The organism is Anoxybacillus sp. TBDG-1 (assembly GCF_054815885.1).
On sequence record NZ_JBTZSY010000007.1, the window covers coordinates 18,482 to 33,234 of the forward strand.

Here is a 14,753-nt window from a genome sequence, read left to right on the forward strand (position 1 = left end):
CACTTGTGCTTTTTAGCATTCGTACGGGGAAACATCTTGCGCGAAAGCTATACCTTTCGAAAAAAAACAACGCCTCATGCGCTGGCTTGTTTATGCCGATGTTTTTGTCGGGAAACGACCGTTTTTTTCATCCGTTTGTACATACTTTTTTTGAACATATGGGGACATCATAAGCGAAATCATCGCACCATAGTCAACGGCAAAGCGAATGTGATCACCGACTTGAATATCGGTGCATGTGGCATCAACAATAATATGGTCGCTGCTTGATCCGATGATGTCAACGGGCGCAAGGGGCGTTAATCCGTTGACGTGCACATCTTGGCGACCGATGCCGATAATCGCGCGTTTCATCATACCGCGTTCTTGAAACATCGGCGTTTCGCCAAATGCGTTGCGGCTTTGCACACCGTACGGAACAGACGGCTTCGTTTTCACTTCAATGACTTCGGCTACTAAACAAAACGCATCTTGATATAAGTCACGGATCGCAGCCCCACGAATCGTCTCGCGTCCTAAAAAAATGGCTTCTCCTAATCGCAAATGGTTAATACATCCGACGTCTTTCGTTTGTTTTAGCCAGTAATAGTTTGCGGAGTTGCCACCGGATACGTATCGTAACAATAATGAATACTCTTTTTGAATGTATTTGGCGAGTGATGAAAGTTCACGCATTTTTTGATCGGTCGGAATAATGCCACCGAAGCAGGCAAAATTCGCTCCGATGCCGACCACTTGAATGTTTGGCAATCGCAAAATTTGTTCAATAAACGCCGGCAAATCTTTCGGCATAACACCTTCACGCAAATCGCCCATTTCAACCATGACGATAATCGCATGCGTTTTGTTTTGCTTCACCGCTTCTAAAGAGATGGCACGCACGACGTCGATTTCCGATTGGACGCTGACATCGACATGTTGAACGACTTGGCTCACTTCGCTTAGCGAAGGCGTGCGAATAAGCATATATGTTGCTGGAATTTGCGCTGATTTTAATTTTGCGATGCGCTCGACTTTCGTATCCGCTAAACTTGTAATGCCGCTATCGACAAGGGCGCGCGCAATTTGCACATCTCCGTTCACCCCTTTGACGACAGCTGTCATTTGAACCCCTTTTTCTTCACACCATTTGTTTAACATTGCAGCATTATGACGAATTTTCCGCAAGTCAATTTCGACTCTCGGCGTCATGATACTGCCACCCCATGTTTTTGTAAAGATGGGAAATAGCCGATGAGACGATCAACGACTTTATCCGCCCCGTATTGTAATACATCCGTTACTGGCATACGGAATTTTCGTTCGTATTCGTCAATCGTCTGTTTCAATTCGTCATCTGTCATGCCCTCATGATTTAACGTAATCGCAACGACTTTCGTCTTTCCGAAATGTTCAATTAATGCTATTTCACTTTCTACCGTCGGCATCTCAACAAACGGGAAGTCGCCAAGCACTTTTCGCTTCGGTGGGTGTTGTAAAATAACGGCTTGCGGCCGCGCGCCCTTTAAAATGCCTGCTGAGCTTACGTAAGCTGGGTGGCTAAGCGCCCCTTGCCCTTCAACGATAATCATATCTGGACGTTCCGTTTCATATGCGCGCACGATTTCCCGCTCAAGTTCGCCGATCATATATTGGAGCGGAAACGCGTCCATCGCAAATCCGTACGATGCGCCTTGGATTAAACCTGTTTGTCCCGTCGCAACGAATGCCGTTTTATAGCCGCGCTTTTGTAATGCTTTATCAACAATCATCGCCGTCGTTCGCTTTCCGCACGCTCCGTCTGTCCCAAGCACCGCCACAATGGGCGTTTTCACTTGCAAAATACGTCCCGTAAATAACGTCCATTCTTTTTTCGGACGCGGTTTGCGAATGTCACGAATCGTGACCCCATATCGCTTCGCTAGCGTCATCATTTCTTCGTCTTCTGTTAAAAACTCTTGAAGTGGATTAATAATATGCATACCTGCTTCCATTGCTTCGATGATTACTTGACGTTCTTCTTTTTTGAGAAAAGCGTTCGCTGGAGCAATTCCTAAGATGAAGTAGTTCGGTTTTTCTTTTGAAGAGGCGATTGCATCTTGAAGGTTTTTACAAATTGGAATGCCATTTTTCTTTTGGTCAAGCACTTCTCCAGCATCTTGACCAGCTTTTGTCGAATCGATAACTGCGACAATCTCATACAGCCCAGAATCGCGCACGAGCCCATTCGCTGTTTTTCCGTCCATGGAACCGAATTGATGTTCACAATACACAATGGCGTATTTCTTCATCAGAAATCCCTCCATTTCTTTGTGAAATCAATATTTCCATGAAAAAAAACATCTCGCTTTACCATCATTGGAAAGAAAGATGTCTCTAGTTCATATTATAACCAATTTTGAAGAAAAAGTAAAATGATACCTATCAAACCTATACGAAAAAAGCCAGCACATAAAGGCTGGCGTTTGAACTGCTCATAGGTGCGGTACAAACGAGTGACATATTATACTGTGGTATACGCCGACATGGCGGTTTCAATTCCTCATAGGTACGATACAAACAATAAATCGTAAGCCTTCGGGTTTTTCTTTTTATCGAAGTTTCAATTCCTCATAGGTACGATACAAACATGCTTCTTTTTTTCTTTTTTTTCTTTCTTAGGCTCGCTGTTTCAATTCCTCATAGGTACGATACAAACTTGGTCTTTCATATGGTTGAATTGTTTGGCGAGTCGGGGTTTCAATTCCTCATAGGTACGATACAAACTTAGAAAAGTGTGATTTGACTTTTGATGAGTTGGAAGAGTTTCAATTCCTCATAGGTACGATACAAACGGTTTGTGAACTTAGAAGGAGAAAAACAAATTATTCATGTTTCAATTCCTCATAGGTACGATACAAACACACTCCCCGAACGAACCGTCGCGGTGTACACAAGCACGTTTCAATTCCTCATAGGTACGATACAAACCGCATAGGAATACTCGTGGTAAGCGGGGATAAACGATTGTTTCAATTCCTCATAGGTACGATACAAACCTCGACCCCGTATACTTTTGCCCAATCGTTCACGTAGTGTTTCAATTCCTCATAGGTACGATACAAACGATGCTGATGATTTTGCAATCAGCACATACGATGAGTTTCAATTCCTCATAGGTACGATACAAACAATCGAAACACTAACACACATTGAAGATGATTTTTCGAGGTTTCAATTCCTCATAGGTACGATACAAACCCGCTGCAACAACCAAAATCCCCTTTTCTTCTGTTTTCTGTTTCAATTCCTCATAGGTACGATACAAACGGTACTTTTACCACATTAGATTTGCTAGTTTTAGACTTGTTTCAATTCCTCATAGGTACGATACAAACCGAAAATATATTCGGTACCGAAATCCCGTTCGTATTCGGAGTTTCAATTCCTCATAGGTACGATACAAACTTGAAGTGTTGTTAAAAGATGTAGAGGATTTTGTTGAGCGGTTTCAATTCCTCATAGGTACGATACAAACTTGGAAGTAGAAAACGTTACATTTGGTTTTTGAAGTTTCAATTCCTCATAGGTACGATACAAACCTTCCGGTTTCGCCATTGTTGCAATCTCTGTCCAGTAGGTTTCAATTCCTCATAGGTACGATACAAACGTCGATAAATCGGACGATACGCGCCCATTAGCTCCTGTTTCAATTCCTCATAGGTACGATACAAACTGAAATTGGCGGCAATGTAATCACGCTATCACCCTAGTTTCAATTCCTCATAGGTACGATACAAACGTTATACTAATGTATACGATATGCGTTATCAGTTGACAGTTTCAATTCCTCATAGGTACGATACAAACCCCAAAAAGTGCTGATAAATCAACACATGGAAAAGCTATACAACTTCATTATACATACATCCGAAAATTCATTCAATACTCTTTGCACGTTGATACACCTAAAAAAGTCGCAAAAAGCAAATGGTCGTCGATCCCCCGGAGTTTTTGCAAGATTGGAGGTCGACGACGGTTGTGAAGTGATGAACAATATAATTATTCCTTTTCTAACAGCTCCCGCACTTCTTCTTCCGAAAGATCCGTGATGTTCGCAATATCTTCTACACTCATCCCTTTTTTCGCCATCGTTTGTACAAGGCGCTTCATTCCTTGTTGTTCATACGAAATAATTAGCTCCATCACTTGTTCTTTTTCTTTCGTCTCCATTTCATTCACCTCGCTTCGCAGTCTTCGTTCTTCTTCATCTGATAGTTTCACATATGTTTCAAAAAAGCCAAACAATAACCGTTGTTTCGCTTCGTCTAATTCCATTCGGACAAGCATGCGTAAAAATTGTTTTTTCAGTTCTACTCGTTCATTTTCAGTATAACCCATTTTACTTAACAGTGCAGCGGCGATCGGGTTGTCTTGTCGGATGTAGTTGCGCCAGTTTTGTTTACGAAGTTCCACAGTGAAAAAATGAAAGTCGAGGACTTTGCTAAAAGGAAATTGGATGGTAAATGTAGATCGTTCGTCGCGGATCGTATCGTAGCTAAATACGGCAATCGGTACAATATGTTTACGGTATTTTTCAAACAAACGGCTAAAGTAAATAAACATGCGTTCTGGAAATGACGGTTGGACGTAGCTTTGATTTTCGATATGAACAATAATTAAGCTATCCTCCCCTTTCAATTTCGTTTCGACCAACAAATCAACGCGATACTTCTCCCCTGCCACTACATCAGTAAATAGCTCCTCCGATAAAAACGATACGTGGCGAAAGTCAATATGCTCATGCATCGTCGGGAAAAAGAGAAGAATAAATTCCTCAAAAAACGTTTGGATCAACTCTTTAAACAAACGATCGTGGTCAATGGACATATATTCACCTCACATACAGTTATTTCGGTGTTTTTATTCGACAATACCATTCCTTTTCCTGCATGCCATCATAAAAAGCCAACTCCTAACGAGCTGGCTTTTTTTATCGCCGGATCGGCAAGGTGATGACAAACGTCGTTCCTTTCTCCGAACTATCATGAAGCGCAATCGTTCCACCATGGTTTTCGATGATTCGTTTCACAATCGTTAACCCTAACCCTGTACCTGATGATTTCGTCGTCATAAACGGTTCAAACATCGTCTTTTGCATCTCTTTCGGAATTCCACGACCGGAGTCGTATACGTACATGTTGTATGTTTCTGTAACATCAGAATAAATACAAATCGTGCCGTTTTCTTCGATCGCTTCGATGCTGTTATAGAGTAAATTATACAACACTTGCATCATTTGTTTCGGATCGATCGATAACGGAACCGGGTCAAGCCGAACGTGCACACGTATATTTTTGGCCTCTAACGTTTGTTGTAACAATGAAAGAACGTCTTGAACGATCGTTTCCATATACGTTTCTTTCAACATCGGCGCGCTCGGCTTCGCCATGAGAAGCATATCTTCAACGATCGCATTGATGCGGTCAATTTCTTGTAGTAAAAGCGGAATGTGGTATTGTTCCCGTTCGTTTTTCGCTAAATTTTCGTTCATAAACGCTAAAAAGCCATGAATGACTGCAAGCGGATTGCGAATTTCATGCGCCGCTTTCGCCGCCATTTCCCCTATTAACGCCAGCTTCTCCGACTGATGTATGCGTTTTGTTAGTTCCTCCATTTCGGTGATGTCGAGAAAATAAGTAATTTCCCCAATACATTCATCATACCTATTTTTTAACTTTACTTTCGAAATCAAAAAAGTCTTCGTCTCTAATGTTTTATAAACGATTTTCTTATTTGTCAAAGGAGAATTAGCTAAAAGAAGCTCCCAAAATGCTTTATTCTCTTCCGGTTTCTTCCTTTTATCCAGCATGTGCTCTATATCTTTTTTTTCTAAAGAAAGTAACGTTGTTGCGGATTCGTTAATAAAATAGCTCCCTGCCAACTGATCATTCATAATAATTCCGCTCGGTAAAGCATTCAGCAATTGTTCAATAAATACTTTATCTTTCAACACTTCTTCATACAAATATGAATACTTTCTAAAAATGATCGACAAAACAACAAGAACGGAAATAAAAATCGTTAATCCAAACATCGGATAGAAAGGGAGAAAGAGCGTCAACATGACCGCCCCACCTAGTATGATCATATACTCAAAAAACGTTTCTTTAACAATATTTGTTACGATTACATGCATTCGTTGCGATGAGTTAAGGAAGAAATAAAAAGCCATAACAAACGCATTGACTGTGTAATATGCGACAAAAGAAGCGATATACGCCAAGGCATAAGTAAAATTAAACGTCCCAATCTTCCCACCGAAAAAAAGAAACGCACAATAAGCACTAGAGATCATAAGGACATACATTGAAAAATTAAATATATGCTTCCACCAAACCATTTTTTTATGTTGAAAAATAAAAATAAATATCGTACTCAATAATAAACTGAATAAAACATATTTCATCCCAAATACAACGAGCACTGCTAAATGTAGCGAGGAATCAAAAGACGTCCCATTTCCGTTCGGTGGAAGTTTAATGTCATAATAATTAAGGAGAAGAACTCCGATCGTTAACAACATCGTAAAAAAGAATCGCTCTTGATCGAAGGAAAAAGAATAGAAAAAAATGATCAGCCCACTGAAACAAACGATCGAGGTATATAATGGTATGAACCTCTTTCTCCACGTTGAACACACTGATAAAACCTCTCTTCAAATAAACAAATAAGCCCTGCGTTTCTCTTCATTTCATGTTCTAACTCTCTCATTCTATTCTAAAAACCATCAAGAAGCAACGAGGCCCTATTCAAAAAATAACTGATAAAGGCTGATGAGGTAAATAATAAAGAAGTGACATGAGTGGAGATGATTGGCTAGCGTTTAAGCAACATGATAAATGAATTGTACTTCCATCGATGAGCATACTCCCACAACTTCAATTCATATCAAAATAAAAATGAAGTTCAAACGCGAACTTCATTTTTATGTAAAAGTGCTTCTAAACTCTCCAAATCTACAATTGAAGGAACAACTTTTTTTCTCTCTCCCTCAAAAATCAAAGAAGGTCCAATGCTAAAAAGAATTTTTTCCGTATATATTTTCTTTAATACACGGAAAAATCGTTCTTCTAATAAAAAAATCCCTAAATCAAGTCCGTAATTTTTTCGATGTTCTATGAAAAATTGAACTAGCAACTCCATGAATCCTTTTCCTCGATGCGCAGGTAAAATGCCTACTTTATCAACTTCCCAAATGACTTTTCCTTTTTTTAAACCTTCTAAAATTTTTTCGTGTTTTGAGAAAGAAAAATCTTTTTCTATACTATATGGAGACTGAGGGTCGAAAGGATAGAGCTCTAGTGTCCCTACTGCTTTCCCTTCTTCAAAAAATAAGTATTTTTTACTAAAAGGAGAACTTTGTTCCTTTTGAAAGCCTACCTCCTCCCAGATTTGTTCATAAATCCTTTGAAACAACTTTTGTTCTTCTGCTGTTTCGACTAACTTGTAATACATCATATCTCTCCTCTATTTTAGATTACACAATCAATATTATACAAAAAATATTTATTGTATGTTTTTGAATTAAAAAGAAATTTTATTATATAAAAGAAAAAAAACCAATGAGTGGTTTACAAACAAAAAAGACGGATCCAAAAGGACGTCTTTTTTTTAGATGAGATACAATATATACAATTTCATCCTTTACATTGTACTTTTGTGCTGTTACCTTAAAGGAATCTACCCCTTCAAGATAAGCACTAACTGCAGCTAATTTAGTTTCTAAACTGTATTTAGTCATATAAAAACTGCACCTCCAATGGTTAGTTGTGTCTAACAATTGGGGTGCAGTTCATTTCAGGACACCTTTTCTTTATCGAAACATCATATCGTCTTTACGGGCGACGCCGGTTTTGTATGCCGCTTTCATGACGGCTTCGCGCACGCGTTCGGCGACTTTGTTGTTAAAAACGCTTGGGATAATGTACGTTTCGCTTAATTCCTCGTCCGTGACGACGGAAGCGATCGCTTGGGCTGCGGCGAGTTTCATTTCTTCGTTAATTTCGATCGCGCGGCAGTCCAACGCTCCGCGGAAAATGCCTGGGAAGCAAAGGACGTTATTAATTTGGTTCGGATAGTCTGAACGTCCTGTCGCCATGACACGAACGTACGGTTCGGCAAGTTCTGGATCAATTTCTGGGATCGGGTTTGCCATCGCAAAAACAATTGGATCTTTCGCCATGTTTTTCACATCTTCTACTTTTAAAATGCCCGGTGCTGATACGCCGATGAAGACGTCCGCTCCAGCGATGACATCCGAAAGCGAACCGCTTATATTTTCAGGATTCGTCAATTGCGCGTATTCGTTCCAATACGGATTGTCGTATTGTACCCCGCGGTGAATCGCCCCTTGGCGATCGACGCCGATAATGTTTTTCACCCCAGCCGCAAGCAACATTTTCGTGCAGGCGATCCCTGCCGCACCGATTCCTGTTAATACAACTTTAATCTCTTCAATCTTTTTATCTACAATTTTTAACGCATTTAATAGCCCTGCAAGTAAAACGACCGCTGTGCCGTGTTGGTCGTCGTGGAAAACAGGAATATCGAGTTCTTGTTTCAACCGCTCTTCAATTTCAAAACAACGCGGGGCGGCGATATCTTCTAAATTAATGCCGCCAAACGCTGGCGCAATCGCTTTGACAATTTGCACAATTTCATCTGTATCTTTCGTATCTAAACAAATCGGAAATGCATCAACGCCAGCGAGCTGTTTAAATAACATCGCTTTTCCTTCCATAACAGGCATCGCCGCGTACGGTCCAATATCGCCAAGTCCTAATACCGCCGTTCCGTCTGAAATGACCGCAACGGTATTTCGCTTAATCGTTAACGAATACGCTTTCGTTTGATCCTCGGCAATGGCCGTACATACACGCGCGACCCCCGGCGTATACACGCGCGCTAAATCGTCGCGCGTTTTAATCGGAATTTTCGATTTCACTTCGATTTTTCCGCCGATATGCATTAAAAACGTGCGGTCAGAGACGTGAATGACTTTCACACCTGTCGTTTTCCGCAACGTATCGACGACAACGTCCGCATGTTTCGAGTCAAGAACGCTCACCGTAATGTCGCGCACCGTATGTGTTTTGCTTGAAGAAATGACGTCGATGCCGACAATATCTCCGCCCGCTTGTCCAATCGCTGTGGCAATGTCGCTGAAAGAGACGACGTTTTTCGCAAATTGTAGTCGAATCGTAATGTGCATGTTTGCTCCGCTTGACATGTTGTAACCTTCCTTTTCATCAATGTTTACCAGCAATACCCGGACTTGTCATAGCATACGGGTCTAAAATATCATGTAATTGCTTTTCGTTCAACAAATCGTACTCAATACATAATTCACGCACCGATTTTCCCGTACGAAGTGCTTCTTTCGCGATGCGCGATGCCGCTTCGTAACCGATGTACGGATTGACGGCTGTAATGATGCCGATGCTGTTTTCGACATGTTGTTTCATTCGTTCTTCGTTCGCTTCAATGCCAGCTAAACAATAATCTGTAAATGCCTGAAACACATTGTCCATCATATGAAGCGACTGAAGCAAATTAAACACGAGCACCGGCTCCATGACGTTTAACTCTAGCTGTCCTGCTTCTGACGCTAAACAAATCGTTTGGTCGTTACCGATCACTTGAAATGCGACTTGGTTGACAACTTCCGCCATGACCGGATTCACTTTCCCCGGCATAATGGACGATCCCGGTTGACGAGCAGGTAACGTAATTTCTCCGAGCCCTGCGCGCGGACCAGATGCCATGAGGCGAAGGTCGTTTGCGATTTTTGACATATTGATCATACATACTTTTAATGCAGCTGACACTTCCGTATATACATCGGTGTTTTGTGTCGCATCAACAAGATGTTCCGCCCGTATAAGCGGCAAGTTCGTCAACCGAACGAGATAAAAAATGACGCGCTCAATATAGACCGGATCGGCATTTAATCCCGTGCCTACTGCCGTTGCGCCGATATTCACTTCATATAAATGTTGACGCGCTTTGGCGATGCGTTCGATATCCCGTTTTACAACGCGGCGATACGCTTCAAATTCTTGACCGAGACGAATGGGAACAGCATCTTGTAAATGCGTCCGCCCCATTTTAATGACATGATCAAACTGTTTCGCTTTTTCGGCAAACACATCGTGCATACGTTCCATCGTCTGCAGTAATTTGTTCACCATATTTAATACCGCGATATGAATCGCTGTCGGAAAGACGTCGTTTGTCGATTGCGACATGTTTACATGCGTATTCGGGCTAATGATATGGTAATTTCCTTTCCGCTCTCCTAACCATTCGAGTGCGCGATTCGCGATCACTTCGTTCGTATTCATGTTGATTGACGTACCTGCGCCGCCTTGAATCGGATCGACGATAAATTGATCGTGCCATTGTCCTGCGATAATTTCTTCCGCTGCTTTCACAATCGCTTTACCGATGCGCATATCGAGCTGTCCTGTTTCCATATTCGCAAGCGCTGCGGTTTTTTTTACGATCGCCATCGCTTCAATGAGCTCACGATGCAATCGGTACCCTGTAATCGGGAAGTTTTCAGCCGCGCGCATCGTTTGAATGCCGTAATACGCCTCATACGGAATTTCTTTTTCGCCAAGCAAATCTCGTTCGAGTCGTACCGCTTTCGTTTGCATCATTTACGCATCCCAACCTTCTTCTTGTTTTCGTGTCATGTCGTTTGCGATTGGCGTTTCCATCATTTTTTTCACTTCAAGTACATTCGTCGTTTTTCCTAACGCCCACATGAGCTTCGGTACGATCGCTTCCGTATTCATATCTCCTGATAAAATGACTGTATTTTGCGCCACTTTTCGTCCGACTTCATATAATGTTAAATCTTCTCCTTCTTCTAAACATTGCGTTGTAATAACAACCGCCATCCCATCGTCAATGAGTTCTTTGATTTTCGGCAATAAATTGCGCCCTTGAAACGGCACACCTCCGCTGCCGAAGCTTTCGATAATGACACCGCGATATAAATGGCGAATGTAATCAAATATTTCTGGCTTTGTGCCCGGATGAAGCTTCAATAAAAACACATCCGGACAAAGCGACGCATCAAACTGCAGTTTTCCGCTCGGTTTCGGAAGCTCATATTGATAATCAATCGTTTCTCGATGAATGTAAGCAACATACGGATGGTTAATGCTTTCAAACGCATCATAGCTTTTCGTCCGCATTTTGACTGCCCTCGTCCCTAAAATGACGCGCCCATCGAAGACAACGAACACCCCACCGACGTCTTCACACGCAAAACGAAGCGCATCGCGTATATTTTTTTTCGCATCTGTCTTCGGAAAACCAATCGGCACTTGTGAGCCGGTCAATACAATCGGTTTCGTGCTGTTTTGAATCATATATGACAACGCAGCTGCCGTATAAGCCATCGTATCTGTTCCGTGTGTGACAACAAATCCGTCATAGTTGTCATAATGTGTATAAATCGCCTTCGCGATATCGCGCCAATGTTCCGGTTGCATATTTGTGCTGTCGATGTTCATTAAAATTTGACTATGTAACCGATACGGCTGATTTTCAATCGTAATATAGCTCGTCAATTCTTCTGCCGTCAGCTTCGGCGTCAATCCTTCTTCGCTTGGCACGGAAGCGATCGTGCCGCCTGTTGCGAGCAACAAAATATTTTTCATCATCGTCACCCCAAATATGGCGATTTTAAGTCATCTATTGTATTCTTTGTGTCATGTAGTGTAAACTATAAATAAAATTGTTCGCGATTCGCGTACCTTTATTTCAATTATATGCAGAAAAAAAGAAAATAACAAGCACTTTTATTCGTTTCGCGAACGAAGCGAGAAGATCAATAAGGGAGAGAAACACGATGATTTCAAAACGATTGTCGGAGTTGAGAAAAAAGAAGCAATGGTCGTTACAATATATTGCCGATCAACTCAATATCGCCAAAAGCACATATGCTGGCTATGAATCGGGATACCGCCAGCCGTCATTAGAAGCTGTAAAAGAGCTGGCGCAATTGTTTGGCACAACAACCGATTATTTGCTTGGTGCCACAGACGAAGAACAGCCGACCATTGAACTTACACATCCAACGGTTCATATGACAGTCGACGGAAAACAAGTAACGGAAGACGAAATCATTCAACTGATTGCGTTCATTCGTGCCAAACGTGAACTTGAGAAACATAAAAAATAGGCGTCATAAAACGCCTACTGAACGACATCGCGCGCCAGCTGTTCAACGGATGCATACGGCACATCAAGTTGCAACATACGTCGCAACATCTGCCAACAACGAAAACACCTCTTTTTCCCTATGCGTTTATTTTTGTCAAAAATCATTGTTGCGATCGTATCGCCATCAACATATTCCAAGACAAGATGTGGCATACCACACACATCAAACGAATGATACAACTTCAGAATTTGTTAGTGATCAAGCTTTTTAATATGATCGCTTCTCGTGCAAACGATGCTAGCCGTTTCTTTTTTCGTCCGCTTCATTTGTTTTACAATAACCATATATATTAATCTGCAATAAAGATTTTCACTTGCGAAATAGAAAAAATTTTATGAAAATACAAAAGAAGGGGGGATACATATGTTTCGTCATGGTATAAAAGCAGGAGTTGCGATTGCGATTGGATACGCACCTGTTGCCCTTACGTTCGGTTTGTTAGCGAAGTCAACAGGTCTTTCCATCATCGAAACGACGCTGATGAGCATGATCGTATTTGCCGGGGCGGCGCAATACATTTCGCTCAATTTACTATCTCTTGGCACAGGCGCATTTGAAATCATTTTAACGACATTTATTTTAAACATTCGCCATTTTTTAATGTCGGCATCCCTAAATGAAAAGGCGGAACACGACGCGCTTTGGAAAAAAGCGCTATACGCGTTCGGCATAACAGACGAAACGTTTTCTGTCGCTGCGATGAAAGAAGGAACGATCTATGCTTCATATATGTTCGGACTTATTTTTATTTCCTACAGCAGTTGGGTTGTCAACTCTGCCATCGGACATATCGTCGGCGCATATTTGCCAGAAAACTTGCAATTAAGCTTATCTGTCGCCCTTTATGCGATGTTTATCGGGCTGTTAGTTCCTGCCGTCAAAACAGAGCGAAAAGCGCTTTGGCTTGCAGTGAGTGCCGGGCTCATCAACTGTATACTTCTATTATGGCTTCACGTTCCAAAAGGATGGGCGATCGTCATCGCTACGATTATATCGGCTATTGTCATCCAATGGCTTGCCGAAAAAGGAAAGGAGACGGAATAATATGCGCAGTGACATTCTTTTCATTATTCTCGGCATGGGCATCGTCACATACATTCCACGCATGCTGCCGTTGACGCTTTTTCACCGCATCAACTTGCCGCCATTTTGGCGCGGTGTATTGCGAAATGTTCCATACGCCACGCTTGGCGCTTTAATTATTCCAGGCATGTTTCTTATCCAAGATGATCCGTGGTTTGGCATCCTCGGTTTTGTAAGTGCCGTACTTGCTTCATGGCTCGGCGCTAACGTCATGATCGTCGTTTTCGTATCCGTGCTTGTTTTAACGGTGTACACAATGTTGTAAAAGCCCTTGCGCATGCACAAGGGCTCATTGTTATACATCCGATGGTTTCCTCTCAAACACCGCAACAATAACTCCAACGATAATGAATGCTCCGCCGATCCAAAACGAAACATGTAATTGCTCATGTAAAAACAGCCAGCCGAACAGCGAGCCAACGAGCGGCTGAAAAAAGAAAAAGAGCGAACCGACACTAGCATCCATCATTTCCATCCCTTTGTTCCAAAGAAAAAACGCCCCCGCCGTCGACACAACACCGAGATAAATGACCCCAAGCACAACAGGAAACGAATATGTTATAGACGTTGCTTGCCACCATTCCCACATCATCAATGGCGTTGTGCCGATGAAAGCAACGAAAATCGCATAAGTCGTAATGACTAACACCGACAGGCGAGTCGATGCAATTTTAACGAGCACCGATAAAAGCGCCCACGTGACTGCCGCTCCGACAAGTAACACGTTTCCGAAAAATGACGTCGTCTCTTCCCCACCAAATCCAACGACGACAACAACCCCTGCCGTCGCAAGCGAAAGCGCACTTAGTTTTCGTAACGTCATTGCTTCATTCAACATCCAACGAGCAAAGATGACAATAAACGCAGGCGTCGCCGAAGTAATAAGCGAAGCCGTATGCGCATCCGACCATTTCGTACCGACAAACTGTAAAGAGATTGAAACGACATATCCAACAATCCCAATCAATATGATATGCTTCCAATCTTGTTTTTCTTTTGGCATCGGCATATGCCGCATGTGTAAAATGATCCATAGCACAAAAAAAGCAACCACATAGCGAAGCCACACGAGCGTAAATGGCGGAACGTAATCGAGCACGTATTTACTAACGACATACATGCCACCCCAAATGCTCGCAGCGAGCGATAAATACAACGAACCAAAAAATGTTTGTCTCATCTTTTTTCCCCCGTCTTTTTTGTTCTCTGCAAGACGGAGCGAACCCCTGCCCCGTCTTAGAAGCAAACGACGGGCTGATCGTTTTCAAACAAATACATATACATGATCCTCACTCCTATACGATAGTTATTTCTTATTGTATCAATTTTCTTTGATTTTTCTATTTTTATCTTCAATTTGATGCATGTAAAAAAACTGTCGTTGACCCTAATAGATCGACGACAGCTATGA

General features: G+C 42.0%; 14 protein-coding genes and 1 CRISPR repeat array. Of the genes, 3 read left to right on the forward strand and 11 right to left on the reverse strand.

The genetic code is table 11. The features are described 5' to 3' along the window. Positions 1-90: 90 nt before the first annotated feature. From ACYQY7_RS03610 to ACYQY7_RS03650, 9 genes are all read right to left on the reverse strand, one after another. Positions 91-1,191, reverse strand: a complete 1,101-nt coding sequence (locus ACYQY7_RS03610) for an alanine/ornithine racemase family PLP-dependent enzyme (protein WP_461200771.1) — start codon at positions 1,189-1,191, stop codon at positions 91-93. Beyond that, positions 1,188-2,270: a DUF1611 domain-containing protein gene (locus ACYQY7_RS03615; RefSeq protein WP_461200772.1), complete on the reverse strand. Its 1,083-nt coding sequence runs from the start codon at positions 2,268-2,270 to the stop codon at positions 1,188-1,190. Before ACYQY7_RS03615 ends, ACYQY7_RS03610 begins: the two co-directional genes overlap by 4 nt. Positions 2,271-2,442: 172 nt before the next feature. Beyond that, positions 2,443-3,828: direct repeats of the CRISPR family, unit length 30 nt; unit sequence GTTTCAATTCCTCATAGGTACGATACAAAC. Positions 3,829-4,020: 192 nt separating this feature from the next. Next, entirely contained in the window at positions 4,021-4,848 is an 828-nt protein-coding gene (locus ACYQY7_RS03620; protein ID WP_461200773.1) for an Rpn family recombination-promoting nuclease/putative transposase, read from the reverse strand. 103 nt (positions 4,849-4,951) lie between these two features. After that, positions 4,952-6,544 (reverse strand): two-component system sensor histidine kinase NtrB, encoded by a 1,593-nt coding sequence (locus ACYQY7_RS03625; RefSeq protein WP_461200774.1) that lies wholly within the window; start codon positions 6,542-6,544, stop codon positions 4,952-4,954. A gap of 383 nt (positions 6,545-6,927) precedes the next feature. Next, positions 6,928-7,476 (reverse strand): GNAT family N-acetyltransferase, encoded by a 549-nt coding sequence (locus ACYQY7_RS03630; protein ID WP_461200775.1) that lies wholly within the window; start codon positions 7,474-7,476, stop codon positions 6,928-6,930. Positions 7,477-7,561: 85 nt separating this feature from the next. Then, positions 7,562-7,762: a hypothetical protein gene (locus tag ACYQY7_RS03635; protein WP_461200776.1), complete on the reverse strand. Its 201-nt coding sequence runs from the start codon at positions 7,760-7,762 to the stop codon at positions 7,562-7,564. Between the two features lie 72 nt (positions 7,763-7,834). Then, entirely contained in the window at positions 7,835-9,250 is a 1,416-nt protein-coding gene (locus tag ACYQY7_RS03640) for a malic enzyme-like NAD(P)-binding protein (RefSeq protein ID WP_461200777.1), read from the reverse strand. A 19-nt stretch (positions 9,251-9,269) separates the two neighbouring features. Beyond that, a complete protein-coding gene (gene aspA / locus ACYQY7_RS03645; RefSeq protein ID WP_461200778.1) occupies positions 9,270-10,682 on the reverse strand; it encodes an aspartate ammonia-lyase in 1,413 nt (470 codons plus the stop codon). Further along, positions 10,683-11,693, reverse strand: a complete 1,011-nt coding sequence (locus ACYQY7_RS03650; protein WP_461200779.1) for an asparaginase — start codon at positions 11,691-11,693, stop codon at positions 10,683-10,685. Between the two features lie 191 nt (positions 11,694-11,884). Between ACYQY7_RS03650 and ACYQY7_RS03655 the strand changes: the two genes are divergently transcribed. Next, on the forward strand, positions 11,885-12,217 hold the full coding sequence (locus ACYQY7_RS03655) for a helix-turn-helix domain-containing protein (protein WP_461200780.1): 333 nt from the start codon (positions 11,885-11,887) through the stop codon (positions 12,215-12,217). 14 nt (positions 12,218-12,231) lie between these two features. Here the strand turns inward: ACYQY7_RS03655 and ACYQY7_RS03660 are convergent, their stop codons facing one another. Continuing rightward, positions 12,232-12,411: a hypothetical protein gene (locus ACYQY7_RS03660; RefSeq protein WP_461200781.1), complete on the reverse strand. Its 180-nt coding sequence runs from the start codon at positions 12,409-12,411 to the stop codon at positions 12,232-12,234. 211 nt (positions 12,412-12,622) lie between these two features. Here ACYQY7_RS03660 and ACYQY7_RS03665 point away from each other — a divergent pair, with 211 nt between their 5' ends. Beyond that, entirely contained in the window at positions 12,623-13,303 is a 681-nt protein-coding gene (locus ACYQY7_RS03665; RefSeq protein WP_461200782.1) for an AzlC family ABC transporter permease, read from the forward strand. Position 13,304: 1 nt separating this feature from the next. Then, complete coding sequence (locus tag ACYQY7_RS03670; RefSeq protein ID WP_461200783.1) at positions 13,305-13,607, forward strand: AzlD domain-containing protein; 303 nt, start codon at positions 13,305-13,307, stop codon at positions 13,605-13,607. Positions 13,608-13,637: 30 nt separating this feature from the next. On the opposite strand, the gene ACYQY7_RS03675 is transcribed toward ACYQY7_RS03670, so the two are convergent. Then, positions 13,638-14,522, reverse strand: a complete 885-nt coding sequence (locus ACYQY7_RS03675) for a DMT family transporter (RefSeq protein WP_461200784.1) — start codon at positions 14,520-14,522, stop codon at positions 13,638-13,640. Positions 14,523-14,753: the final 231 nt, after the last annotated feature.